We start from the raw sequence: 25,615 nt of genomic DNA on the forward strand, positions 1-25,615 counted from the left end.
GAGAGAGAAGCCGCCGATGATACGCCCAGCCATGATTTTCGGCGCGGCATTATTGCCAGCGCAAAAAAATGCCCCGCGCGCGGCGGGGCATTCCGATGGGAGCGGCGTTCAGCTTAAGCCGACAGCTCCAACATCAGCTTGTTGATGCGCTTGACGAAGGCTGCCGGATCTTCCAGCTTGCCGCCTTCGGCCAGCAGGGCCTGGTCGTACAGCACTTGGGCCAGATCGCCCGCGCGCGCCTCGTCGGCCTCCTCGGCCAGCCGTTTCACCAACACATGCTCGGGGTTGATCTCCAAAGTCGGCTTGCTGGCCTCCACTTGCTGGCCCGCCGCCTTCAGCATGCGTTCCAGGTGGGCACTCATATCGTGCTCGCCGGCCACCAGGCAGGCCGGGCTCTCGGTCAGGCGGGCAGTGGCGCGCACCTCCTTGACCCGGTCGGCCAAGGCTTTCTGCACTTTCTCCACCACCGGCTTGGCGCTTTCCTCCACCTGCTTTTGCGCTTCCTTGTCGGCTTCGTCTTCCAGCGCGCCCAGATCCAGAGCGCCCTTGGCCACGGATTGCAGCGCCTTGCCGTCGAACTCGAACAGCGAGCCCACCACCCACTCATCGACGCGATCGGTCAGCAGCAGCACCTCGACGCCCTTCTTCTTGAACACTTCAAGGTGCGGGCTGTTCTTGGCCGCGGCCAGGGTATCGGCGGTGATGTAGTAGATCTTGTCCTGGCCTTCCTTCATCCGGGCGACGTAGTCTCCCAGCGTCACCGCCGGCTCGACGCCTTCGGACGCGGTGGAGACGAAACGCAGCAGCTTGGCGATGCGTTCCTTGTTGGCCATATCCTCGCCGACGCCCTCTTTCAGCACCTGGCCGAACTCTTGCCAGAACTCCGCGTATTTTTCCGGCTGATTGGCTGCCAGGTCCTCCAGCAGACCCAGCACTTTCTTGACGCAGCCGTTGCGGATGGCGTCGATGTCCTTGCTTTCTTGCAGGATCTCGCGCGACACGTTCAGCGGCAGGTCGTTGCTGTCTATCACCCCGCGCACGAAGCGCAGGTAGTGCGGCATCAGCTTCTCGGTGTCTTCCATGATGAAGACGCGGCGCACATAGAGCTTGACGCCCTGTTTGCGCTCGCGATCGAACAAGTCGAAGGGCGCGCGCGACGGGATGTACAACAACTCGGTGTATTCCTGTCGGCCCTCTACGCGAGCGTGGCTCCAGGCCAGCGGGTCGGTGAAGTCGTGAGCGACGTGCTTGTAGAATTCCTTGTACTGCTCTTCGCTGATCTCGCTCTTGCCGCGGGTCCACAGCGCGGAAGCGGAGTTCACAGCCTCCATCTCGTCGCTGACGATGACTTCGCCGTTTTCGCCGTAGCTGTTGCCCTTTTTCATCTCGATAGGGATCGAGATGTGATCGGAGTACTTGCGAACGATGCCTTTCAGCTTCCAGTCGTTCAGCAGCTCGTCCTCGCCCTCTTTCAGGTGCAGCACGATTTCCGTGCCGCGGCCGGCCTTCTCCACTTGCTCCAGCGTGTATTCGCCGGCGCCCTGGGATTCCCAGCGAGTGGCGGAGTCGGCGGCGTCGCCGGCGCGGCGGGTGGTCAGCGTGACTTTATCGGCCACGATAAAGGCGGAATAGAAACCGACACCGAACTGACCGATCAGGTTGGCGTCTTTCTTGGCGTCGCCGGACAACTGCTCGAAAAAGGCCTTGGTGCCGGACTTGGCGATGGTGCCGATATTGGCGATGACTTCGTCGCGGCTCATGCCGATGCCGTTGTCGGCGATGGTCAACGTGCGCGCCTCGGCGTCGTAGCCGATGGTGATCTTCAGCTCCGCCTCGTTTTCGAACAGCTCGGGCTTAGCCAGGCCTTCGAAACGCAGCTTGTCGGCGGCGTCGGAAGCGTTGGAAATCAGTTCACGCAGGAAGATTTCCTTGTTGGAATACAAGGAGTGGATCATCAGCTGCAGCAGCTGCTTGACTTCGGTCTGAAAACCCAGGGTTTCTTTCAATGCGCTCATGGTGACTTATCACAAGAGTTGGTCAACGATGCGCATCAGATAAGGGCTGTCCCCGACTTTTCAATACCCCTGCCCGTAACACAGGATCGCCGCCGCGCGAACATGAAAAAGCCCCGCGGCGAGACCGCGGGGCCGGTTTGGCGTCGAAACCGCCTGGCGGGCTCAGACGCGCTTGTCCTCGCGCAGCGCCGGCGGCAACGCGAATACCGTGTTCTCCTCCACGCCGTCCAGCTCGCTGACGCTGTCCGCGCCGAAAGCCTTGATCTGGTCTATCACCGCCTGCACCAGCACTTCCGGCGCGCTGGCTCCGGCGGTGACGCCTACGCGCCGCTTGCCGGCGAACCAGGCTTCCACCAATTGGCCGGCATTGTCCACCATATAGGCGTCCACGCCCTTGAGCGCGGCCACTTCGCGCAAGCGGTTGGAGTTGGAGCTATTGGGCGACCCCACCACCACCACGATGTCGCATTCGTCGGCCAGCACCTTTACCGCGTCCTGCCGGTTTTGCGTGGCGTAGCAGATATCGTCTTTTTTCGGGCTGAAGATCTCCGGGAAACGCGCCTTCAACGCCGTGATGATGTCGCGGGTCTCGTCCACCGACAGCGTGGTCTGGCTGACGTAGGACAGTGCCGCCGGGTTGCGCACTTGCAGCTTGGCGACGTCGGCGACGTTTTCCACCAGATACATGCCGCCGTCCACCTGGCCCATGGTGCCCTCCACCTCGGGGTGGCCGGCGTGGCCTATCATGACGATCTCCATGCCCGCCTTGTTCATGCGCTTGACTTCGACATGCACCTTGGTGACCAGCGGACAGGTGGCGTCGAACACCTGCAGGCCCAGCAGCGCCGCCTCTTCGCGCACCGACAGCGGCACGCCGTGAGCGGAATACACCAGGGTGCTGCCGCTGGGCACATCCTTCAATTCCTCGATGAACACCGCGCCCTTGGCGCGCAGGTTCTCGACGACGAAACGGTTGTGCACCACTTCATGACGCACATAGATCGGCGCGCCGTACAGTTCAATCGCCCGCTCGACGATGGCGATGGCCCGGTCCACGCCTGCGCAGAAACCGCGCGGGTTGGCCAGCATAATGGTCTTCGTCATCACAAATCCTTGCTCAAGCCGCGGCGCTCAGGCGCGCGGCTTTCTGAAACTGTCCAACACCATCAAGGCGGCTCCCACGCAGATGAAGGAGTCCGCCAGATTGAAGGCCGGGTACGACCAGCTGCTGTAGTAATGCACCTGGATGAAATCGATCACATGGCCGTGAACGATGCGATCGATCACATTGCCAAGCGCGCCGCCCATGATGAAGGCCGCAGCCAGGTTCATCAGCCCGCTGAAGCGACCCTTGACGATGTTCCAGCCCAGCCAGCCGGACACGGCGAAGGCCAGCCCGGAAAAAAGATACTTCTGCCAGCCGCCGGCGTCGTGCAGGAAGCTGAACGCCGCGCCCGGATTGTACAGCAGGGTGAATCCGAAAAAGCCGGGAATGACTTCCCGGACTTCGCCGTACTGGTAATTGCCGTTGAAATAGGTCTTGGACAATTGATCCAGCAGCACGATCACCGCCGCCAGCGCAAACCACTTCGGCCATTGCTTGGCCTTGGGCATAGTCATTGCAGATTCCATCGGACCTTTCCACCGTGCGGAGCAAAGCTCCGCACACTCTATATCAAAGCGCCGAAAGTCCGGAACGCTCAGCGTTTCCATCCTTCCGGCCCGGCCGTGCCGCCGCGTCGACGCGGATCAGGCGAAACGGCGCGTCTCGCCCTTGCCGTCGATATTGTCCACGCAACGGCCGCACACCGCGCCGTGACCGGCATGGCTGCCGACGTCGGCGCGGTAGTGCCAGCAACGCTCGCACTTCTGCTGCGTCGACGACGCCACGCTGACGCGGGTTTGCTCTCCTTGCTTGACGCTGGCTTTAGAGACAATCAGCACGAACTTGAGTTCATCGCCCAAGGCGTTCAGCCACTGCGACAGCTCGCCGTCGGCTTCGATCTCGATCTCCGCCTGCAACGAAGAACCCAGCTGATCGGCGCTGCGCAGCGCTTCGATCTGTTTGTTGACCTGGGCGCGCAGTTCGCGAATGGCCTGCCACTTGGCGGACAAGGCCGCTTCGCGCTCGGCGGACTGGGCCGGGAACTCATGCCAGACGTGATACAGCGGCGACTCTTCCTCGCTGTCCACCAGCACGTTCCACGCTTCGTCGGCGGTGAAGCACAGGATGGGCGCCACCAGCAACAGCAAGCTGCGGGTGATGTGGTACAGCGCGGTCTGGGCGCTGCGACGCGCGTGGCTGTCCGCCTGGGTGGTGTACAAACGGTCCTTGATCACATCCAGGTAGAAGGCGCCCAGATCCTCGGAGCAATAGCCCACCACTTCCTGCACCACATGGTGGAAGGCGTAGCGCGAGTACAGCTCGCCCGCCGCCTTCTCCTGCACTTCCCGCGCGCGCAGCAGCGCGTACTGGTCCAGTTCCACCATATTGGCCAACGGCACGGCGTGTTCCAGCGGATCGAAATCAGACAGATTGGACAGCAGGAAGCGGATGGTGTTGCGCAAGCGACGATAGCTTTCCGTCGTGCGCTTCAGGATTTCCTGCGACAGCGACATATCGCCGGAATAGTCGGCGCTAGCCACCCACAGGCGCAGGATGTCGGCGCCCAAGGTGCCGCAGATCTCTTCCGGCGCAATGCCGTTGCCGCGCGACTTGGACATCTTGTAGCCCTTGTCGTCCACGGTGAAGCCGTGGGTCAAGAGCTGCTTGTACGGCGCGCGGCCTATGGTGGCGCAACCGGTTTTCAGCGAGGACTGGAACCAGCCGCGATGCTGGTCCGAGCCTTCCAGGTACAGGTCCGCCGGCCAGGCCAACTCCGGACGCTGCTTCAACACCGCGAAGTGGGTGGAGCCAGAATCGAACCACACGTCCAGAGTGTCGGAGAGCTTGCGGTATTGCTCGGCCTCTTCGCCCAGCAATTCCTTGGCGTCCAGGCTGAACCAGGCTTCGATGCCCTGCTGTTCGATGCGCAGCGCCACTTCTTCCAGCAGCTGGGCGGAACGCGGATGCAGCTCGCCCGACTCCTTGTGGATGAAGAAAGTCATCGGCACGCCCCAATTGCGCTGGCGCGACACGCACCAGTCGGGGCTGTTCTTGATCATCGCGTCCAGACGCGCGCGGCCCCAGGCCGGGAAGAACTCGGTGGCATCGACGGCGCGCTGGCTGATCTCGCGCAGCGTTTCGCCGCCATTGACCTGGCGGTCCATGCTGATGAACCACTGCGGCGTGGCGCGGAAGATAATCGGCGTCTTGTGGCGCCAGCAGTGCGGATAGCTGTGCTCCAGCTTGGCCTTGTGCACCAGCGTGCCGTGTTCTTCCAGCGTTTCGATCACGCGCGGGTTGGCGTCCCATACCAGCATGCCGGCGAACAGTTCGGTGGTGCTCTTGTAGCGGCCGTCGTCGGCCACCGGGTTGGCCACCGGCAGCTTGTACTGCAAACCGGCCTGGAAATCTTCCAGGCCATGGGCCGGCGCGGTGTGCACCAGGCCGGTACCCGCGTCGGTGGTGACGTGATCGCCCAGGATCACCGGCACTTGGCGGTCGTAGAACGGGTGGCTCAACTGGATCAGCTCCAGTGCTTCGCCCTTGGCTTCGCCCAGCACGCGGTACTCTTCAACACCGTAGCGCTTCATTGCCGACTCGACCAGATCCTTGCCCAGAATCAGCTTGCCCTTGGGGGTGTCGATCAACTGGTAATCCAGATTGGCGCCGGCGGCGACGGCCTGGTTGGCCGGCAGCGTCCACGGCGTGGTGGTCCAGATTACGGCCATCGCGCCGGAGGCGTCGGCGTCGAAGGCGGCCGAAGCCTTGTCGGCGTCAAGCACCTTGAAGCCGACATCAATCGCCGGCGACACTTTGTCTTCGTATTCCACTTCGGCTTCAGCCAGCGACGAGCCGCACTCGATGCACCAGTGCACCGGCTTCTCGCCCTTGCTCAGATAGCCGTTCTCGAAGATCTTGCCGAGAGTGCGCACGATGTCGGCCTCGGTCTTGAAATCCATGGTCAGATAGGGATTGTCCCAATCGCCCAGCACGCCCAAGCGAATGAAGCCCTTTTTCTGGCGCGCCACCTGCTCTTTCGCGTATTCGCGGCACAGTTCGCGAAACTTGGCGGCGGGAATGTCCTTGCCGTGCAGCTTCTCCACCATCAGTTCGATGGGCAGGCCGTGGCAGTCCCAGCCCGGCACGTAAGGGGCGTCGAAACCAGCCAGCGTCTTGGAGCGGACGATGATGTCCTTCAACACCTTGTTGACCGCGTGGCCCAGGTGGATATCGTTGTTGGCGTACGGAGGGCCGTCGTGCAGTATGAACTTGGGCCGGCCGGCGGAGAGCTTGCGCAGCTTGTCATAGCGCTTCTCTTCCTGCCAGCGCTTGACCCAGGCCGGTTCGCGTTTGGCCAGATCCCCGCGCATGGCGAAGGGTGTATCCAGCAGGTTTACGGTTTTACGATAATCGATGCTCATGCCTGCTCTCGCTGCAAACTTGTCAAATAGGTCTTGGCGCTGGCCGCGTCTTTTTCAATCTGAGCGATCAGCGCCGATAAATCATCATACCGCGCCTCGTCGCGCAGTTTCTTCAGGAATCGCACCGTCAGCCGCTGGCCATACAGATCGCCGGCGAAATCGAACAGATGCACTTCCAGTTTGTAGTCCGGAGTGTCGCTGACCGTCGGGTTCAGACCCAGGCTGGCTACGCCGCCCAACACCCCGTCGGCAGTTTCCGCCTGCACCACGAACACGCCTTGCAAGGCCGGACGCAAATGCGGCAAATGGATGTTGGCCGTGGGGAAACCTATGGTACGGCCCAGCTTCTTGCCGTGCACCACGCGTCCGGAAATCTGATACTCGCGCCCTAGCAGGCTTTCCGCACCGCCCAGGTCGCCGGCGGCCAGCCGCTCGCGCACCAAGGTGCTGGAAGCGCGTTCGCCCATGGCCAGCACCGTCGGCATCGCCTCGGTGACGAAATGGGGACAGGAGCTCAGCATCTCAAAATGGCCCTGCCGCTTGGCGCCGAACTGGAAGTCGTCGCCGATCAGCAAATACTTGGTCTGCAGACCCTGGACCAGAACCTTGTCGATAAAGTCCAGCGCCGACATGCCGGCGAAGCCGCGGTTGAAGCGATAGACGAACACATAATCGACCAAACCCAGCCGCTGCAGAAACACCAGTTTGTCGCGCAAGGTGGACAAACGGCCAGGCGGATTGTCGCGCGCGAAGAATTCCCGCGGATGGGGCTCAAAGGTCAACAGGGCCGTCGGCAAGCCTCGGGCGTCGGCTTCCAGCCGCAGACGTTGCAGCATTTTCTGATGGCCAAGGTGCACGCCATCGAAATTGCCTATGGTCAAGGCGCAGGCTGGCAGCGGATAACGCCGCGGATCTCCAAAAAATACCTGCATGTGCTGGTCTTATTGCGTCCTGAAAACCTTCGATTGTATCTGCCAGCCACGGATAGCGTCCAGCCATGAAACGCAATTGGGCCGGCAACGGCGGACAGAGCCGGCCATCCGCCGCCCAATGCAAAAAGCCCCGCAAGACTGCGGGGCTTTTTGAGCAGAGCAACTAATCGAGATTACTTCTTCTCAACCAGGGACTCTTTAACCGCGTCGATGGTCAGCTCAACGCGACGATCAGACTCGATGCATTCCTTGATAGCCAGGTTCTGCTTGGAACCTTTCTTCTGGTATTTCGGGAATTTGGCCTTGCACTCGGCAGTCATCTTGGCTTCGGCAGCGCCGCGACCTACGGAGGTCACTTTTTCAGCCGGAACGCCAGCAGCGATGAAGTAGCCTTTAACAGCGTCGGCGCGCTCTTGCGACAGACGGTTGTTGTAAGCGGCGGAACCCATGAAGTCGGTGTAGCCAGCAACTTCAACGGACTTCAGGTAGCCTTTGCCAGCGTTGGCTTTCAGCTTTTCAACCAGCGGGTCCAGTTCGTTCTTGGCGTCAGCGCGCAGCTTGGCCTTGTCGAAGTCGAACAGCACTTTAGCGGACAGGGTGACTTTTTCTTTTTCGGAAACCAGCACCGGCTTCGGAGCTTCAGCTACCTTGGTAGCTTCGCGGTCGCCACATTCAACCAGGCCGTCTTTGGCCTTGTCGAAGAAGTTGGTTCTCCAGCACTCGCCGTAGTTGTTGCGAGTCACGGATTCGGTGGACTGGTCAACGGCATAGCCAGGTTTAGCAGCAAAAGCGCTAGCGGAAACCAACAGAGCAGCAACCAGGGCGCTCAGTTTCAGCTGTTTAGTCATGTTATTCCCTCTTTAATCTATAAAATGGGTAGCAATGCGGGCTGACGCAAAGACCACACGAACAATTTTACTGCAAACAACAGGGTGATCTGCAAACTGTGTTTATGCAGTTAACCCGCACTATAGAAACGCTGCAACCCCATGTCAACTTAGGGCGCCACAGATTGCGAGCAATCCGTTGCAAAAAAACGTCAAAAAAAGCGTTTTTTTGCGGCCTTTGTCTCGCATAAACCACACATTACGGCGATGTGACGCGCCTACGAAACAGTGGCAGCGGGTTCAGCACGGTAGCCTGATAGTTTTCGCTAAAAGTATTGAAACCATCCAGCGAAGATTCCAGCGCCTTGCCGTCCTTGATGGCGAATGCATCAAAACCAACTTGCGCCATGGAGTGCAGTAAGTCTTGCCAGACATCCCCAATCGCCCGCAGTTCCCCACGATAGCCGTAACGCTCGCGCAGCAAGCGGGCGTGACTGTAGCCGCGACCATCAGTAAAGGCCGGAAAATCGACGGCGATCAGCTCCAACTCTGGCAAATCGGCCAGTAGCCGCGCCGGATCGTCGTCCGGCCCCAGCCAGACCCCCACCCGCGCCGCGTGGCTGCGCCAGAACACGCGCCGCTCCAGCCAATCGGATAGCGGCACGATCACATTGCCGCCCGCCGCGGTTTCCGGCAACTGGCCGTTTTCATCCTGGCGCAGCAGATTCCAATCGTCCGGCCGGACTTGCCCCTGTTTAATGATGTTTGGCATATACCCGCTCCTTGAAGGGTTCGATGCCGATGCGGCGCACGGTTTCAATGAAGCGCTCACCCGAACCGCGTTGTTCCAAATAAACGCTCATGATGGTGGTGAAGGCCTTGGGCACGTCGGCCTGAGCAAACGAGGGCCCTATCACCTTTCCAATGCTGGTGGCGCTTCCCTGGCTGCCGCCCAGCGTGATCTGGTACCACTCCTCCCCGTTCTTGTCGACGCCGAGTATGCCGATATTGCCGATGTGGTGATGGCCGCAGGCGTTCATGCAGCCGGAGAAATTGCAGTCAATGTCGCCGAGGTCGTACAGATAGTCCATGTCCTCGAAGGTTTGCTGAATGGCCTCCGCCACCGGAATCGAACGCGCGTTGGCCAGCGAGCAGAAGTCGCCGCCCGGACAGCAGATGATGTCGGTGAGCAGGCCGATATTGGGCGTGGCGAAGCCATGCTCTCGCGCCAGTAGCCACAGCGCGTGCAAGTCCTTCTCCCGAACGTCCGGCAACACCAGGTTTTGCTCATGAGCGACGCGCAGCTCGCCAAAGCCAAAGCGGTCGGCCAAATCCGCCGCCGCGTCCATCTGCTCCGCGCTGATGTCGCCGGGCGGCACGCCGGCGCGCTTCAGCGACAGCACCACTGAGCGATAACCCGGCCGCTTGTGGGCGCGGGTATTGCGCTCCGCCCAGCGAGCGAAACCTTTGTCCTCTTCCAGCGAAGCCTGCAGTTCGGTTGGGTTGGCCTGCAGCGTCTGATACGGCGGATCAGTGAAAAAGCTGGCGTAATGCGCGACGTCCTCGTCACGCAAGGTGGCAGGGCCGCCCTTGATATGCAGCCATTCGTCCTCGACTTTGGCTGCGAAGCCCTCCACCGTCATCGCCTTGACCAGAATCTTGATGCGCGCCTTGTACTTGTTGTCGCGGCGGCCAAAGCGGTTGTAGACCCGTAACACCGCGTCCAGATAGGTCAGCAGATGCGGCGTGGGCAAAAAATCCTTGACCACGTCGCCGACGATGGGAGTACGTCCCAGGCCGCCGCCCACCATCACGCGGAAGCCCACTTCGCCGGCCTCGTTGCGCACCACGTGCAGGCCGATGTCGTGCACGCGGGTGGCGGCGCGGTCTTCCACGCTGCCGGACACCGCTATCTTGAATTTGCGCGGCAGGAAGGTGAACTCGGGGTGCAGCGTGCTCCACTGGCGGATGATCTCGCACCAAGGCCGCGGGTCCAGCAGTTCGTCGCCGGCCACGCCGGCGAAGGCGTCGGTGGTGGTGTTGCGCACGCAGTTGCCCGAAGTCTGGATCGCATGCATCTCCACCGTGGACAGCTCTTCCAGGATATCCGGCACCCGCGCCAACTCCGGCCAGTTGAACTGAATGTTCTGGCGGGTGGTGAAATGGCCGTAGCCCTTATCGTAGCGGCGGGCGATGTCGGCCAACTTGCGTAGCTGACCACTACGCAGATGGCCGTAGGGAATGGCGACGCGCAGCATCGGCGCGTGGCGCTGCACGTACAGGCCGTTCATCAGGCGCAGCGGGCGAAACTCGTCCTCGCTCAGCTCACCGGCCAGATAGCGCCGGGTCTGATCGCGAAACTGAACCACGCGCTCGCGAACGATGCGGTGATCGACTTCATCATATTGATACATGGTGCTCTTTCAGACGGCGCTATGCCGGACGTTTCAACGGGCTGGCCTTGACGTGCAGGCCGCACTCCTTGGAATCGGGGTTTTCCCACCACCAGCGCCCAGCTCGGACGTCCTCGCCCACCGAAATGGCCCGGGTACAGGGCGCGCAGCCGATGGAAGGGTAATGGCGGTCGTGCAGGGCGTTGTAGGGCACTTCGTGCGCGCGCAGGTAGTCCCAGACATCGCGCTCGCTCCAGTCCAGCAGCGGGCTGAACTTTTGCAGTCCGTTGTCGGCGTCGTGTTCGCTGACCTGCAGGTCCTGGCGCGTCGGCGACTGTTCGCGCCGCAGCCCTGTGATCCAGGCGGACCGCCCGGCCAGCGCACGCCGCAGCGGCTCCAGCTTGCGTACCTGGCAACAGGACTTGCGCGCGTCCACGCTGTGGTAAAAGCCGTTGATGCCGTGGAGACCGACGTACTGCTCCACCGCGGCGGCCTGAGGGAAATACACGGCGACCGGGTGGCTGGGATAGCGCTCTTCCACCCTTTGCATCAGATCGTAGGTTTCCGTCGGCAGACGGCCGGTGTCCAGGCTGAAGGACGCTATGCTCAGACCCAGACGGGCGATCAGATCGGTCAGCACCATGTCCTCGGCGCCGTAGCTATTGGCCAGCACGGCGTCCGGATGCGCGGCGGCAATCGTCCTGAGGCAGGCGACGGTGGCGTCCAGTTTTGCTTCCAGGCTCATCAGAGACTCCAGGCAGGAAATTTCATGACAATCCTACCCAAGCCGCTTATAAACTGAAAAGAATATTGTGTTAGTATTTAATTACTACAGGTTTTATAGAGGATGGCGTCGCATGAAGCTGCAACAACTGCGTTACTTGGTGGAGGTGGCCAAGCAAGGGCTGAACGTCTCGGAGGCTGCGGAAAAACTGCATACCTCGCAGCCGGGCATTTCCAAGCAGATACGGCTGTTGGAGGATGAGTTAGGCATCCAGGTCTTCATCCGCAACGGCAAGCGGGTGGTTTCAGTGTCCGAGCCGGGCAAAGAGGTGTTGCGCATCTCGGAGCGCATTCTACGCGAAGCGCAGAATCTGAAACGGGTGGGCGACGAATTCTCCAAAGAGGCGGAAGGCGCTCTGACCATCGCCACCACGCACACCCAAGCGCGCTACGCGCTGCCGCCGGCCATCGCCGAGTTCGTTCGACGTTACCCCAAGGTGAGGCTGTCGATCAAGCAGGGCAGCCCCACCCAGATCTGCGAAATGGTGGTGTCCGGCGAAGCCGACCTCGCCATCGCCACCGAAGGCATCGCTTTGTACAAAGAATTGGCGATGCTGCCCTGCTATGAATGGAACCGTTCCATCGTGGTGCAGGAAGGGCATGAGCTGACGGAGTTGGATCGCCCTCTGACGTTGGCGGACATCGCCCGCTACCCCATCGTCACCTACGACTTCGCCTTTGCCGGCCGCTCCAAGATCAACAAAGCTTTTGCCGACCAGGGCCTGGCGCCCAACGTGGTGCTGACTGCGATCGACACCGACGTCATCAAGACCTATGTCGGCCTGGGGCTGGGCATAGGCATCATCGCCAGCATGGCTTACGAGCCGGAGCGCGACCTCAATCTGCAATTGCTGGACGCCGGCCATCTGTTCGAACCGTCCACCACCAAGATAGGCATCCGCAAGGACGCCTATCTGCGCGGCTTCGCCTACACCTTCATCGAGCTGTTCGCGCCGCATTTGCACCGGCGCGAAGTCGAAGCCGCCCTGCTGGCGCGCGACCCGGACAGCGAGGATTGAAGCCTCTGCGGCCCGACAAAGCAAAACGCCCCGATATCGGGGCGTTTTCACATGCGGACGCGACGAATCAGAGCGTCAGACCGCCGGTCACTTCGATGGCCGCGCCGTTGATGTAGCTGGCCTCGTCGGACGCCAGGAAGGCATAGACGTTGGCGATCTCGGTCGGATCGGCCATGCGTCGCATCGGCACTTTGTCCTCCATCGCCTGGATCACCTTCTCCGGCATCGATTGCAGGATGGGGGTGGCGACGAAGCCCGGGCACACCGCGTTGGCGCGAATGCCTTTCTTGCCCAGCTCCTTGGCCCAGGTCTTGACGAAACCAATGACCCCGAACTTGGACGCCGCGTAGTTGGTCTGGCCGAAGTTGCCGTAGACCCCCACCACCGAGGACGCGTTCAGAATCACGCCGCCGCCCTGCTCCACCATGGTGTCGATCACCGCGCGGGCACAGTTGTAAACGCCTTTCAGATTGATGTCGATCACCTTGTCGAACTGGTCTTCGGTCATCTTCATCAGTTGAGCGTCCATGACGATGCCGGCGTTGTTGACCAGGACGTCGATGCGGCCGCGGCGGTTTTTCAGATCGGCAACCATTTCGGCGATCTGGCCTTTATTCGTCACGTCCACCTTATAGCCGATGGCTTCGCCGCCAGCCTGTTGCAACTCCTCTACCACTGCGTTCACAGCGTCCAGATTGAGGTCGCAAACGGCGACGACCGCGCCTTCTTTAACGAATTTCTCGGCTGTCGCCTTGCCGATGCCGCTGGCGGCGCCGGTGATGATGGAGACTTTACCTTTCAAGCGCATGGATTTTCCTTACTGACTTTGTAGATGACAGGCAATCCGCCCGGAGGCCGGACTCACAACTCCACCATCGACCACCTATGGCCAAATACCTGTTTTTATTGGTTATTTTTTAAAACAAAAAGAAAAGCGGAAGTTTGTGCGCCGCAGCCATTGCAGCGCACAAGACGCACTGCAATATAGCGCACTCACTCCCGCCGGTAAAGCAACTGCTCTACAGGTCAGTTACCGCGTGTAACCGACCATAAGCAATCGCTTACTCCAGGCCTTTGCTGGCCAAGTAGTCTTCGTAGTTGCCGGTGTAGTAGTCGTACCCGCCCTTGCCGTCCAGCTCCAGCACGTGCGTCGCCAGCGAGCTGACGAACTGACGATCATGAGAAACAAAGATCAAGGTGCCCTTGTACTTCTCCAGCGCCATGTTCAGGGATTCGATCGACTCCATATCCATATGGTTGGTCGGCTCATCCATAATCATCACATTGGGTTTCTGCAGGATCAGCTTGCCGTACAGCATGCGGCCCTTTTCGCCCCCGGACAGCACGCGCACCGGCTTGCCCACTTCGTCGCCGCCAAACAGAAGACGGCCCAGCGTGCCGCGGATCACCTGCTCGTCGTCGCCTTCTTGGCCCCACTCGCGCATCCATTCCGTCAGCGTCATGTCACTGTCGAAATCGGCTTCGTGGTCCTGGGCGAAATAGCCCACCTGAGCTTTCTCCGCCCATTTGATCGAACCGTGATCGGCGCTCAAGCCTTCGGCGAACGGCGCGTTAAAGGCGCCGGCCAGCAACTTGACCAGCGAGGTCTTGCCCGCGCCGTTAGGACCGATAACAGCCAGACGGGCCCCCGCCTCCAGGATCAGGCTCAAATCCTTGAACAGGACTTTGGCGTCGTAAGCCTTATTGAGGTGATCCACCTCCACCGCCTGACGGTGCAGCTTGAACTTGTCGTCCATTTCAAAACGAATGAACGGGTTTTGACGGCTGGACGGCTTCACTTCCACCATTTCGGACTTCAGCTTGTCCACCTGCTTCAGTCGGCTGGTCGCCTGGCGCGCCTTGGACTTGTTGGCGGAGAAGCGGGCCACGAACTCCTGCAGCTCCTGGATGCGTTCCTTAGCCTTGCTGTTGGACGACAACTGGCGTTCGCGCGCCTGGGCCGACGCGATCATGTAGTCGTCGTAATTGCCCGGATAGATGCGAATGGTGTTGTAGTCCAAATCCGCCATATGGGTGCACACCGAGTTCAGGAAGTGGCGGTCGTGCGAAATGATGATCATGGTGGAATTGCGCTCGTTGAGCACGTTTTCCAGCCAGCGGATAGTGTTGATGTCCAGGTTGTTGGTGGGTTCATCCAGCAACAGGATGTCCGGATTGGAGAACAAGGCCTGCGCCAGCAAAACGCGCAATTTCCAGCCCGGTGCCACTTCGCTCATCGGGCCGGCGTGCTGTTCCACCGGAATGCCCACGCCCATCAGCAACTCGCCGGCGCGCGCCTCGGCGGTGTAGCCGTCGTATTCGGCGAACTTGGCTTCCAGTTCGGCCGCGTGCATGTAATCGTCTTCGCTGGCTTCCGGGTTGGCGTAGATGGCGTCGCGTTCGCTCATCGCCGCCCACATCTCGGAGTGCCCCATCATCACCACATCGATGACGCGCTGATCTTCATAGGCGAACTGATCCTGGCGCAGCTTACCCAGGCGCAGGCCGTTCTCGATGGCCACCTCGCCGCTGGTCTGCTCCAGGTCGCCACCCAGAATTTTCATAAAAGTGGATTTGCCGGAACCGTTGGCGCCGATCAGGCCGTAACGGTTGCCTTCGCCAAATCTGACGGAAACCTTTTCGAACAAAGGTTTGACGCCAAACTGCATGGTAATATTGCTTGTGGTAATCACGCTTAGGGATCCTTCAGCCAAATAGCCGTAAGTATCGGAAAAACGTCGGATTCTAGCACAGTGCCGGCGTTTTCCCGAGCCGTCCGTCAAGGAAACGCCGCCTACCTTTTGCCAGCTTCTCGAATTCCGCTACAATCGTAAGCCTTGTTTTCTATTCCCTGAGATAGGCTGAACTATGCTTACCGGCAGCTTGGTCGCCCTGGTCACCCCGATGTCCGCAGACGGCTCGGTCGACTACGAGGCACTGCGACGACTCGTCGATTTCCATATTGAGAATGGCACCGACGGCATTGTCGCGGTTGGCACCACGGGCGAATCCGCCACATTGAACGTGACCGAGCATATCGCCGTGGTCAAGGCGGTTGTCGAATACGCCGCCGGCCGCGTCAAAGTCGTCGCCGGCGCCGGCGGCAACTCCACGGCCGAAGCGATAGAACTGAGCCACTTGTCCCAGGAGGTTGGCGCCGATTACGTGCTGTCGGTCGTGCCTTATTACAACAAGCCCACTCAGGAAGGTCTTTACCAGCATTTCAAAGCGATCGCCGACGCCAGCAAGCTGCCGGTCATACTTTATAATGTGCCCGGCCGCACTGTTGCCGACATGAGCAACGACACCGCGCTGCGCCTGGCCGCCCACCCCAACATCGTCGGCCTGAAAGACGCCACCGGCGACATCGGCCGCGCCTGCGATCTGGTCATGCGCGTTCCGAACGGCTTTACTCTCTATTCCGGCGACGACGCCACCGGCATGGCCTTCATGCTGTGCGGCGGCCACGGCGTGATCTCGGTCACCGCCAACATCGCCCCCAAATTGATGAGCGAGCTTTGCAAAGCCGCCACCGGCGGCAACGCCAAGCTGGCTCGCGAGATCAACGACAAGCTGCAAGGCCTGCACAAGCAGCTGTTCATCGAACCCAACCCGATTCCGGCCAAGTGGGCTCTGACGCGGATGAACCGGATTCCCTCCGGCATCCGCCTGCCGCTGACCCCGCTCTCCACCGACGCGCAAGCGGCCGTGGAAGCGGCGATGAAACAAGCCGACATCCTTTAACCCTTCCCCTGCCGAAACGATGGGAGACCGCATGAAACGAACCGCGCCCGCCGCGATTCTGCTGGCAACCGGCATTATCGCCGGTTGCAGCTCGCAACAGCCGCTGACCAAGAAGCTGGACTACCAGTCCGACAAGCCTAAAACCGTCAACACTCTGGAAGTGCCGCCTGATCTGACCGCGCCGCAAGTCCAGAACAAGTACACCATCCCCGGCGCCGCCAGCGCCGCAGCCCAAGGCGCCAAAGCCGACTCTCCGGCCCAACAGCCAGCGGCCGGCAGCTCGGTCGCGCTGAACCAGCTGGACAACGTCAAGATGGAGCGCGCCGGCACCCAACGCTGGCTGGTTGTGTCCGGCAAGAGCCCGGAACAGCTGTGGCCAGCTTTGAAAGCCTTCTGGCAGGACAACGGCTTCGTCATCAAGAGCGAAGATCCGGCCGTAGGCGTTATGGAAACGGACTGGGCGGAAAACCGCGCCAAGCTGCCCAACGACGGCCTGCGCAAACTGCTGGAAACCGTCGGTCTCGGCAGCGTCTACTCCACCGGCGAGCGCGACAAGTTCCGCATTCGTCTGGAAAAGACCGCCAATGGCACCGAAGTCTACTTCTCCCACCGCGGCATGGAAGAAGTCTATGCCGACACGACCAAGACCAACACTATCTGGCAGCCGCGCGCCACCGACCCAGGCCTGGAGGCCGAGTTGCTGGGCCGCTTCATGATGAATCTGGGCATGGCGGAGGACAAAGCTCGCGAACAGGTCAAGCAGACGCTGAGCGCGCCGTCCAAGCCGCAAACCCCCATCGTCGATGGTCAGCTGGTGCTCAGCGACGAGTTCGACCGCGCCTGGCGCCGCGTAGGCTTGGCGCTGGATCGAGTCGGCCTGGTGGTCAGCGACCGAGACCGCTCCCAAGGCGTTTACTTCGTCAAACCGGCCAAGAGCGAAACCGACAAGAACGAATCCGGCGGCTTCTGGTCCAGCCTCGCCTTCTGGAAGAGCGACGACGGCAAGTCCGCCAAGCCCACCGAGCAGGAATACCGCGTGCAAATCAAGGAAACCACGCCCGGCTCCAGCACGGTGTCCATCCAGGACAAGCAGGGCAAGTCCCTGTCCGACGCGTTCAGCAAAGCCGCACTGTCGAAACTGCAAACCGAACTGCAATAAGACGCGAAATCAGCGCGTTCTTAAAAGAAAAAGCCCGCTGTCGCGGGCTTTTTCTTTGCGCCTTAATTATCAAACTGCCGATCAATTAATCCGGCCATAGACAATCAGGCGAAATGTAACACTTTGTAGCGAACAGACAATTGTGTTGTTTTCATGTTGCAACACCCCTTGTTCCATTTGCTACAGATACAAAAAAACCGGCCATAGCCGGTTTTTTTGTCGCAGGCCAAGAATTACTTGGCAGCGGAAGCCTCAGCAGCCGGAGCGGAAGCAGCAGCCGGAGCGGAAGCTTCAGCAGCCGGAGCGGATGCCGGAGCGGCAGCCGGAGCGGATGCTTCAACAGCAGGAGCGGAAGCTTCAGCCGGGGCTTCAGCTTTCTTACCGCAAGCGGACAGGGCTACAGCCAGCAGGGCAGCAACGAGGAGCGACTGTTTCATTTTTTCATTACCTTTGAGGATAAGTTGAACAAGACGTCAGTTATCGCACGGTCTTCGAAATAAGCCGGGCGACTGAAAATCCATCAGTGCGCAAATTGTATCACGAAAAAAAAGGCTGTATAGGGGGCAAAATTCCAAAAAAACACCTTTGCCCATAATCCTCTTCCGCAAAGCAGCATAGCCACAAAAACGGGCGTTTACCCCTGTCGTTGAGGCCAGAATTTGTCGATATCACTTGCGCATCCGAACAATTTCTGTGGTTATTTTGCTACATTCGTCGCCAAATGCCAATAGCCTGCCAGGTATCCCTCGTACAAACATTCCTGCATGCCGGGCCCAAGCGCCGCGCCGGCAATGCGTCTGGCATTGGCAAAGGCGCGCCAGGACGAGAAATCTCTCTCCTCCGCCTCCAGTTTCTCGCCATTGCAATAGAAACTGTCACCGCAGAACAAAATCTGACTCTTGCGATCCAGCTCCAGTCCGCGCACGGCCGCTTCGTTCTCGAACTCCTCTTCGTTCAACTCATCTTCCGGCGCCTCGTAAAAGACATGCGCCTTGGGTTCGGTCAGATAGTGGCCCAGAAAGTCGCCCACCGTGGCCTTGTCCCAACGGACCTGCTCCAACAGCCGGCTAACCTGCTCCACCATCTCATCACCTATCCGCGCCGGATCTTGCTGCAGCGCGAGGTCAGGATCGGCGTACACGCCTTCCGCGCAGATGCGATCCTGCAGATGCACCAGGAATTGCGTCGCCAGTTCCTGCGCCGGCGGCGCGCGAAAACCGATCGAATAAGTCATGCCGGGATCCAGCGCCACACCGTGATGCGCGCACTTGGGCGGCAGGTAGAGCATGTCGCCGTGCTCCAGCACGAACTCCTGCTCGCAACGGAAGTCCTTCAGCACCCGGATCGGCGCGTCTTCGATGAAGTCGTCGTCGTGCTGGGTGGAGATCTGCCAGCGCTTGCGCCCACCCACTTGCAAGAGGAACACGTCGTAGGCGTCGAAATGCGGACCCACGGTGCCCCCCGGCGGCGCGTAGCTGATCATTAGATCGTCCAGCCGCGCGTAGGGAATGAAGTTGAAGCGCCACAGCAGCTCGTCGATGTGCGGCAGGTGCTGGTTGACGCCCTGAACCAGCAAGGTCCAGTCCGTCTCCGGCAGGCGGCGGAAGCGTGCAGGACGGAACGGACCGCGCTCCAGACTCCAGCGTCCGTCGCGACATTCAATCAAGCGCGACTCAGCGTCTTCGCGGGTCGCCAGTTGCGACAGCACCGAAAAATCCGCCAGCGGCCCCACCTCGGTCAGGGCGCCGCGGATCAGCAAAGGCTTCTTGTGCCAGTACTCGGCGAGGAACTGTTCGGGCGACATCCCGCCCAGCAAAGTTGTTGTGTTCATGGCAGTTTCACGGGCTGAAACGCCCGGCAATGGTTTACAATATGGGATGCGCGCAATGGCGGCGCATCTGAAAATCGTTTTCGATGGCCGGCTTGCGCCGCCATCTGCTTTATTGACATTCCTTCACGGATCCGCACTCATGCAAATCTCCAAAAACACCGTCGTTACCCTCCACTACGAGATGTTCGACGCTGACAACAACCTCCTCGACAAAACCGAAGAGCCGATCAGCTATCTGCATGGCGGCTACGACGGCATCTTCCCGCTGGTGGAGGAAGCTTTGGAAGGCAAGGCCGTTGGCGATTCCATCGACGTCAAGATGACGCCGGACGACGCTTTCGGCGACCCGGAAGAAGAACTGATCCGCCTGGAAGACCTGGACGTGTTCCCGGCTGACGTTGAAGTCGGCATGATGTTCGAAGCCGACGATCCGGAAACCGGCGACGTGCTGCTGTTCCGCGTCACCGACATCGCCGACGGCAAGGCCGTTGTCGACGCCAACCACCCGCTGGCCGGTCAAAGCATCCGCTTCGCCGCCAAGGTAGTGGAAATCCGCGCCGCCAGCGCCGATGAAGTCAGCCACGGCCACGCCCACGGCGAGCACGGTCACCACCATTGATCAGGCAGCCAGCCAAGCCGGCATTGTAATGCTTTTGCCGGTTTGCCGGCCTGATTTCGACAAAGGCGGCCCATTGGGCCGCCTTTGTCGTGCCTGCGCGCGGAATCCGCCTCGCTATCTCAAACGAGCGCGCCACCAGCGCCAGCAACCAGCGACAAACACCAGCGCGCACACCGCCAGCCTTAAGCCGTACTCCTCATGGCTGCCGGGCTTGTACAACAACCACAGCAACTGCAGCCCCACAGCAGGCAGCATCAGCGACTGCAGCCGCGCGCTCAAACCCGCCGGCCACCCCTGGGGCCAGGCCCAGCGGCAAGCGCCGTACATCGCAGCCCAACCCAGCAAGGCGCCCACCGTCACATCCAGCGGCCAATGCACGCCGGTAGCGAGTCGGGCGCACATCACCAAGACCACGCCGGCGCTCAGCCACAAGCCCTTTCGCGCCATGCCTGAATAGTAAAGAAAGCTCGCCAGCGTGGCGGAGGCCATGGCATGACCGGAGGGAAAAGAACCATTGCCGGGCAAGTCGTCCAGCAATTGCACTGCCCCCGGAGGCAGCACCAGCGGAGGGCGCGGCACGGCGAAGCCCGCCTTGAGCACGATGGCCAAAAACACGCCGACGCCGCAGCCGAACAACAGCGCCGGCAGCTTGTCCGGCCTCCGCCAACTCAAGGCCAGCAACAGGGCCAGCACCGTAGGCCAATCGCCCAACACATTGAGCAGCCGCCAGCAGACGGCGGGCACCATGCGCGCCCCCTGGTGCACGGCAAGGAAGACTTCCCGGTTCAGATCCGGCGACAACAGCAAGGATAGAATCAAAGGCGACAACAACAACGCCGGCCACAGCCGGCGCAAACAGGACAACTTAAACCACATCAGTCAGCTTTCATCGTTGCAAGGGTGATTCGATCCAGACCCGCCAGATCGACAATGGTTTCCACTTGCAGCAAACCCGCGTCGGAGAAAAGCCGACGCACCGCCTCGCCTTGATCGTAGCCGTGCTCGACAATCAGCCAACCGCCCGGAGCCAGCCGCCTCGGCGCGTCGGCGGCGATGGCGCGCAGACAGGCCAGGCCGTCGGCCTCGTCGGTCAACGCCATCCGCGGCTCGAAGCGCACATCCCCCTGCCCCAGGTGCTCGTCGTCGCGCCGTATATACGGCGGATTGGACACGATGAGATCGAAGACCGCATCCGCCGGCAGCGCTTGATACCAACTGCCCTGATAAAAATCGACGCGCGCGCCCAAACGCTCGGCGTTGCCGCGCGCGACGGCCAGCGCCTCCGGCGACAGGTCGACAGCGCAGACTCGCCAAGCCGGCGCTTCCAGCGCCAAAGTCGCGGCGATGGCGCCGCTGCCGGTACCCAGGTCCACCACGCGGGCGGCGCCGCGGCCGGCCCGCTCCAACGCAGCCTCGATCAGATGCTCGGTTTCCGGCCGGGGAATCAGCACCTGCGGCCCCACGGCGAATTCTCGCCCGTAAAACTCGCGCCGGCCAATCAGATAGGCCACCGGCTCTCCCGCGGCTCGCCGTGCCGCCAACGCGCGGAAGCAAGCGTCTTGTTCCGCGCTCAGCTCCTGCTCCGGATAAGCGGCGACACGAGCGTGAGTCAGCTCAGGCACAGCCTGCTGCAACAGCATGCGGGCTTCCAAACGAGGCAAGGGGTAGAGGCGCAAGGCCTCGGCTATCGTCAACATGGTCGTCACAGCAGGAACAGGGTGGCCAAACCCAGAAAGATGAAAAAGCCGCCGGAATCGGTGCAGGCGGTGATCAGCACGCTGGAGCCCAGCGCCGGATCGCGGCCGGAGCGCTGCATCAGGCAGGGAATCAACACCCCCATGGTGGCGGCCAGCATCAAGTTGAGCAGCATCGCGCCCAGCATCACCAGGCCCAGAGAGAAGCTGCCGTACAACAGCCAGGCCACGCTACCGATCACCCCGCCCCACAACACGCCGTTGATCATGCTGACCCGCAGCTCCTTGCGCCACAAGCGCCAGGCCTGGCTCAGCTGCATCTGTCCCATGGCCAGCGCGCGCACAATCATGGTGATGGTCTGGTTTCCGGAGTTGCCGCCAATGCCGGCGACAATGGGCATCAAGGCGGCCAAGGCCACCAATTGGGAAATGGAGTGCTCGAACACGCCGATCACGCGCGAGGCGACGAAGGCGGTGCATAGATTGATCGCCAGCCAGGCCCAGCGGTTCTTCACCGAGTCGATCACCGGCGCAAACAGGTCTTCTTCCTCTTTCAAACCGGCCAGGTTCAACACTTCGCTGTCGGACTCTTCGCGGATCACATCCACCATCTCGTCCACGGTCAGCCGGCCGATCAGCTTGCCGGCCTCGTCCACCACCGGCGCGGTAATCAAGTCGTAGCGCTCGAAAGCCAGCGCAGCGTCGGCGGCGTCTTCGTCCGGGCTGAAGCTGACCAGTTCGGTGGCCATCACTTCGGCCACCAGCGCGTCGGGATCGGACACCAGCAGTTTACGGATGGACAGCACGCCCTTGAGCAGGCCCAAATCGTCGATGACGAAGATTTTGTCGGTATGCGCCGGCAACTCGTCGAAACGGCGCAGATAGCGCAGCACGACTTCGCAACTGACGTCGGCGCGGATCTTGACCAGGTCGAAGTCCATCAGCGCACCGACCTTGTCCTCGTCGTAGGACAGCGCCGATTGCAGTTGGGCGCGCTCTTCTTCGCCCAGTCCCCCCATCACTTCGTACACCACCTGACGCGGCATGTCCGGCGCCAGTTCGGCCAGTTCGTCCGCGTCCAACTGCTCGGCGGCGTTCACGAGCTCGCCGTGCTCCATCACTTCGATCAGCGATTCCCTGACCGCGTCGGACACTTCCAACAAGATGGCGCCGTCGCGCGCGCCGTCCACCTGGTCCCAGACCAATAAGCGGTCTTCCAGCGGCAAGGCTTCCAGGATATGGGCGACGTCGGCCGGGTGCAGCTGCTCCAACTTAAGGCGCAGCGCTTCCAGATTGTAATACGGGGCCTGCGGGTCCGTCGGCGGCTCGGACGCCTCCTGACGGGATACAAGATCTTCCAACTGCCGCTGACGCTCGATCAGGCGCTGCACCAGGGCTAGGCTTTCTTGCAGACGATCGGCGGATTGTTGCTTGAAGGCAACCGTCATGCACGTCTCCTTCCGCCCAGATGGCGCGCGCGGCGCGGGCGGTCTGAGGCGGGCATTATTCTCTAACGGTAAATCGGGATTGGATTACGGGGTAACTGGGTAAGTCCATTGCGTAGCCGCCATGCCTCGCGCACGGCGCACTCAAAGAAAGTCGCGATTGTAACATGCCCCCCGCGCCGCTCCAATCCGCCCCCGCAGACGCTCAAGGCAGTTCCACATAGCCCATCCGTCGCTGGATGATTCGGGTCTTGCGCGCCAAGCCCGGCGCGGCGCGGTGGGTGTCGTAGTAGCGCGGGTTGGGCACCATCGCCGCCAGCTTGGCCGCCTGCGACGAGGACAGCCGTGCCGCGCTGGAACGGTAGTAATAGCGCGACGCCGCCTCCGCGCCGAACACGCCGTTGCCCCATTCGATCACGTTCAGATAGATCTCGAAGATGCGCCGCTTGTCCAGCACCGTTTCCAGCATCACCGTAATCAAGGCTTCCTCCACCTTGCGCCACGGCGTCTTGCTGCTGGACAGGAACAAATTCTTGGCCAGTTGCTGGCTGATGGTGGAGCCGCCCGCGACGATCTTGCCCTTCTTCATGTTTTTTTCGAACGCGGCCTCGATGCCGTCCCAGTCGAACCCCTCATGATCGACGAACTTGGCGTCCTCGGATGCGATCAGCGCGCGCTTGAGATTGGGAGATATCTGCTCGTAACTCACCCATTTGTGGCGCAGGTCCGCCTCGGGATCGTCCTGCTGCAGCTTGGCCAGCTGTTCGTTCATGAAGGAACTGGCCGATGGATTGTGGCCGCGCCAATAAACGATGTGGCCAAAGATCCACAGGTTATACAGCAGAAAGGCGGCCATCAGGGCCGCCAACACTTTCAGGAAGAGACGCATCATCTGACTCGCAAAGCGAGCCCCCTCGCAGAGCAAGGGGGATTGGGATTCAAACCACGGGAGGGGGGATGCCGGCACAGGTCAAATAGGTCCGGCCCGGCCGGACACGGCAAGCGTCAGGCCAGCACTTCCCGCAGCATATTGGTCACTTTGCGAGTAGCGGGCTCCACGCCGCGCCAGATGGAGAAGGATTCCGCAGCCTGCTCCACCAGCATGCCCAGGCCGTCGGCCAGCATGCCGGCGTTCTCCGCCTGAGCGCGCTGCAGGAAGGGCGTCAGGCCCTTGCTGTACACCATGTCGTAAGCCAGGGTGCGCGCGGTGAACAAGCCGTAGGGGATGGGCGGCAATTCATTGCTGAGACTGGTCGAGGTGGCATTGATCACGATGTCGAAGCTGCGGCCCTTCAATTGCTCGTAGCCGATAGCCTCCACCTTGCCCCAGGGTGCGAAATGGTGCGCCAGCGCCTCGGCCTTGATCAGGGTGCGGTTGACGATGGTCAAAGAGGCGGGCTTCTGCGCCAGAATGGGCTCCAGCACGCCGCGCACCGCGCCGCCCGCGCCCAGGATCAGCACCTTGGCCCCGGCGATCGGGTAGTCCAAATTATCGACGATGTCGCGCACCAGGCCCACGCCATCGGTGTTGTCGCCGTAGATCTTGCCGTCGCGGAAGCACAAGGTGTTGACCGCTTCCGCCGCGCGGGCGCGCTCGGTCAGCTCGTTGGCGAAGCGGTAAGCGTCGCCCTTGAACGGCAGCGTAATGTTGAGGCCCTTGCCGCCGGCGGAGACAAACTCGGCCACCACATCGTTGAAACGCCCCAGTTCGGCGAACAACTTGTCGTAAGCGATATCCTGGCCGGTGGCCGCCGCGAATTCGTTATGGATGAACGGCGACTGGCTGTGCGAAACAGGATTGCCGATAACGGCGTAACGGTCGGTCATGAGTCAGCTTTCCAAGATTGGGTATGTTTTTGGTATCGGATAGAGAGTGGCTAACAAAACCCTCGCGCCGCGTCGCGCTTGGCTTTGTTGGCGGCTCTCGCCGCGTCCGCGCCGACGGAGCGGCGGCGCTATGACACTTTGCCGTGGAATACGCCAAACATCAACCACGACATCGCCGCGCAGCGCCCGGCTCAGCCTTGTTGCCAGGGCAGGCCGCGCGCTTTCCAGCCGCCCACGGTGTTGCGGTGGCCTTCGGCGTCCTTGTCGCCTTCAAAGCCCTCCAACACGTTGTAGGCCTCGGCGTAGCCGGCGGCGACGGCCATGCGCGCCGCCTCGTCGGAACGCACGCCGGATCGGCACATCAGCATCAGCACGCCCTCCTTGGGCAATAGGCTCTGCAATTGCTCGATGAAACGCGGATTGGGCTGCATGCCGGGAAAGCTGCGCCACTCCAGCCTCTGGGCGTAGGGCACCACGCCGACGAACTGCCATTCCGCCGCGCTGCGCACGTCCAGCAGCACCGCCTCCGGCATGGCTTGTTTCAACTGATGCGCCTCCTGCGGCGTCAAAGCGCCGCGATAGGGCAAGCCTAGCTCTTCAGCCCGGCGCTGCGCCTGCTGCAATAGCTGCGTCATCTGATCCATGCAAGCTCTCCCTGCGGCTTGGCCGCCTTGTAGAACCGCTAACAATTCCCTGAGAGCCTGTTTACGATCTGCTGCGCTGCGGCGATACCGCGTTGAAAACGGCTTCGAAATGCTCATGTACCACTTGTACATTCCGCTTCCTCAGCTGTTTTCGCC

At 61.1% G+C, this 25,615-nt stretch carries 22 protein-coding genes; 4 read left to right on the forward strand and 18 right to left on the reverse strand.

Annotated elements, in window-relative coordinates; genetic code table 11:
* Positions 1–113: 113 nt before the first annotated feature.
* The 9 genes from htpG to HA052_RS10335 form a co-directional block, all read right to left on the reverse strand.
* Positions 114–2,015, reverse strand: coding sequence for a molecular chaperone HtpG (gene htpG / locus HA052_RS10295; RefSeq protein WP_166451866.1), 1,902 nt, complete (start codon positions 2,013–2,015; stop codon positions 114–116).
* Positions 2,016–2,177: 162 nt separating this feature from the next.
* Positions 2,178–3,119 carry a 4-hydroxy-3-methylbut-2-enyl diphosphate reductase gene (gene ispH / locus HA052_RS10300; RefSeq protein ID WP_166451867.1) on the reverse strand — a complete coding sequence of 314 codons (942 nt, stop codon included), beginning with the start codon at positions 3,117–3,119 and terminating at the stop codon, positions 2,178–2,180.
* 27 nt (positions 3,120–3,146) lie between these two features.
* Positions 3,147–3,635: a signal peptidase II gene (lspA, locus tag HA052_RS10305; protein WP_439823237.1), complete on the reverse strand. Its 489-nt coding sequence runs from the start codon at positions 3,633–3,635 to the stop codon at positions 3,147–3,149.
* Between the two features lie 129 nt (positions 3,636–3,764).
* Positions 3,765–6,542: an isoleucine--tRNA ligase gene (gene ileS, locus HA052_RS10310; protein ID WP_166451869.1), complete on the reverse strand. Its 2,778-nt coding sequence runs from the start codon at positions 6,540–6,542 to the stop codon at positions 3,765–3,767.
* Positions 6,539–7,474, reverse strand: coding sequence for a bifunctional riboflavin kinase/FAD synthetase (locus tag HA052_RS10315; protein ID WP_166451870.1), 936 nt, complete (start codon positions 7,472–7,474; stop codon positions 6,539–6,541). The genes ileS and HA052_RS10315 overlap by 4 nt, the downstream gene beginning before the upstream one ends.
* Before the next feature lie 173 nt (positions 7,475–7,647).
* Positions 7,648–8,322: an OmpA family protein gene (locus tag HA052_RS10320; protein WP_081547306.1), complete on the reverse strand. Its 675-nt coding sequence runs from the start codon at positions 8,320–8,322 to the stop codon at positions 7,648–7,650.
* Positions 8,323–8,560: 238 nt separating this feature from the next.
* On the reverse strand, positions 8,561–9,073 hold the full coding sequence (locus HA052_RS10325; protein WP_166451871.1) for a DUF934 domain-containing protein: 513 nt from the start codon (positions 9,071–9,073) through the stop codon (positions 8,561–8,563).
* Positions 9,057–10,715: a nitrite/sulfite reductase gene (locus tag HA052_RS10330; RefSeq protein ID WP_081547302.1), complete on the reverse strand. Its 1,659-nt coding sequence runs from the start codon at positions 10,713–10,715 to the stop codon at positions 9,057–9,059. The genes HA052_RS10325 and HA052_RS10330 overlap by 17 nt, the downstream gene beginning before the upstream one ends.
* 19 nt (positions 10,716–10,734) lie before the next feature.
* Positions 10,735–11,439, reverse strand: coding sequence for a phosphoadenylyl-sulfate reductase (locus tag HA052_RS10335; protein WP_166451872.1), 705 nt, complete (start codon positions 11,437–11,439; stop codon positions 10,735–10,737).
* A gap of 112 nt (positions 11,440–11,551) precedes the next feature.
* On the opposite strand from HA052_RS10335, the gene cysB reads away from it, so the two are divergent.
* On the forward strand, positions 11,552–12,496 hold the full coding sequence (gene cysB, locus HA052_RS10340; RefSeq protein ID WP_081547298.1) for an HTH-type transcriptional regulator CysB: 945 nt from the start codon (positions 11,552–11,554) through the stop codon (positions 12,494–12,496).
* A gap of 67 nt (positions 12,497–12,563) precedes the next feature.
* On the opposite strand, the gene fabG is transcribed toward cysB, so the two are convergent.
* Both fabG and HA052_RS10350 read right to left on the reverse strand, forming a co-directional pair.
* Entirely contained in the window at positions 12,564–13,304 is a 741-nt protein-coding gene (gene fabG, locus HA052_RS10345; protein WP_166451873.1) for a 3-oxoacyl-ACP reductase FabG, read from the reverse strand.
* A gap of 253 nt (positions 13,305–13,557) precedes the next feature.
* On the reverse strand, positions 13,558–15,189 hold the full coding sequence (locus HA052_RS10350) for an ABC-F family ATPase (RefSeq protein WP_166451874.1): 1,632 nt from the start codon (positions 15,187–15,189) through the stop codon (positions 13,558–13,560).
* 175 nt (positions 15,190–15,364) lie between these two features.
* On the opposite strand from HA052_RS10350, the gene dapA reads away from it, so the two are divergent.
* Both dapA and bamC read left to right on the forward strand, forming a co-directional pair.
* Positions 15,365–16,240: a 4-hydroxy-tetrahydrodipicolinate synthase gene (dapA, locus tag HA052_RS10355; protein ID WP_166451875.1), complete on the forward strand. Its 876-nt coding sequence runs from the start codon at positions 15,365–15,367 to the stop codon at positions 16,238–16,240.
* A 31-nt stretch (positions 16,241–16,271) separates the two neighbouring features.
* The gene (gene bamC, locus HA052_RS10360; RefSeq protein ID WP_166451876.1) at positions 16,272–17,399 is read left to right on the forward strand and encodes an NlpB/DapX family lipoprotein; all 1,128 of its coding nucleotides are present in this window, start codon (positions 16,272–16,274) and stop codon (positions 17,397–17,399) included.
* Positions 17,400–18,096: 697 nt separating this feature from the next.
* On the opposite strand, the gene HA052_RS10370 is transcribed toward bamC, so the two are convergent.
* Positions 18,097–19,230 carry a ribosomal protein uL16 3-hydroxylase gene (locus HA052_RS10370; RefSeq protein WP_166451877.1) on the reverse strand — a complete coding sequence of 378 codons (1,134 nt, stop codon included), beginning with the start codon at positions 19,228–19,230 and terminating at the stop codon, positions 18,097–18,099.
* A gap of 139 nt (positions 19,231–19,369) precedes the next feature.
* Between HA052_RS10370 and HA052_RS10375 the strand changes: the two genes are divergently transcribed.
* Positions 19,370–19,849 (forward strand): FKBP-type peptidyl-prolyl cis-trans isomerase, encoded by a 480-nt coding sequence (locus HA052_RS10375; protein ID WP_081547288.1) that lies wholly within the window; start codon positions 19,370–19,372, stop codon positions 19,847–19,849.
* Positions 19,850–19,963: 114 nt separating this feature from the next.
* Here the strand turns inward: HA052_RS10375 and HA052_RS10380 are convergent, their stop codons facing one another.
* The 6 genes from HA052_RS10380 to HA052_RS10405 all read right to left on the reverse strand — a co-directional run bounded on the left by HA052_RS10380 (position 19,964) and on the right by HA052_RS10405 (position 25,459).
* Positions 19,964–20,725, reverse strand: a complete 762-nt coding sequence (locus tag HA052_RS10380; RefSeq protein WP_166451878.1) for a phosphatase PAP2 family protein — start codon at positions 20,723–20,725, stop codon at positions 19,964–19,966.
* A complete protein-coding gene (gene prmC, locus HA052_RS10385) occupies positions 20,725–21,543 on the reverse strand; it encodes a peptide chain release factor N(5)-glutamine methyltransferase (protein WP_166451925.1) in 819 nt (272 codons plus the stop codon). Before prmC ends, HA052_RS10380 begins: the two co-directional genes overlap by 1 nt.
* 8 nt (positions 21,544–21,551) lie before the next feature.
* Positions 21,552–22,991 (reverse strand): magnesium transporter, encoded by a 1,440-nt coding sequence (gene mgtE / locus HA052_RS10390; protein ID WP_166451879.1) that lies wholly within the window; start codon positions 22,989–22,991, stop codon positions 21,552–21,554.
* A gap of 202 nt (positions 22,992–23,193) precedes the next feature.
* Entirely contained in the window at positions 23,194–23,880 is a 687-nt protein-coding gene (mtgA, locus tag HA052_RS10395; protein WP_206118861.1) for a monofunctional biosynthetic peptidoglycan transglycosylase, read from the reverse strand.
* Between the two features lie 113 nt (positions 23,881–23,993).
* Positions 23,994–24,815: a shikimate dehydrogenase gene (gene aroE, locus HA052_RS10400; protein ID WP_081547283.1), complete on the reverse strand. Its 822-nt coding sequence runs from the start codon at positions 24,813–24,815 to the stop codon at positions 23,994–23,996.
* Positions 24,816–25,006: 191 nt separating this feature from the next.
* Positions 25,007–25,459, reverse strand: a complete 453-nt coding sequence (locus HA052_RS10405) for a rhodanese-like domain-containing protein (protein WP_166451880.1) — start codon at positions 25,457–25,459, stop codon at positions 25,007–25,009.
* Between the last annotated feature and the right edge of the window lie 156 nt (positions 25,460–25,615).

Source organism: Chromobacterium fluminis, assembly GCF_011602385.1.
Classification (GTDB): Bacteria; Pseudomonadota; Gammaproteobacteria; order Burkholderiales; family Chromobacteriaceae; genus Chromobacterium; species Chromobacterium fluminis.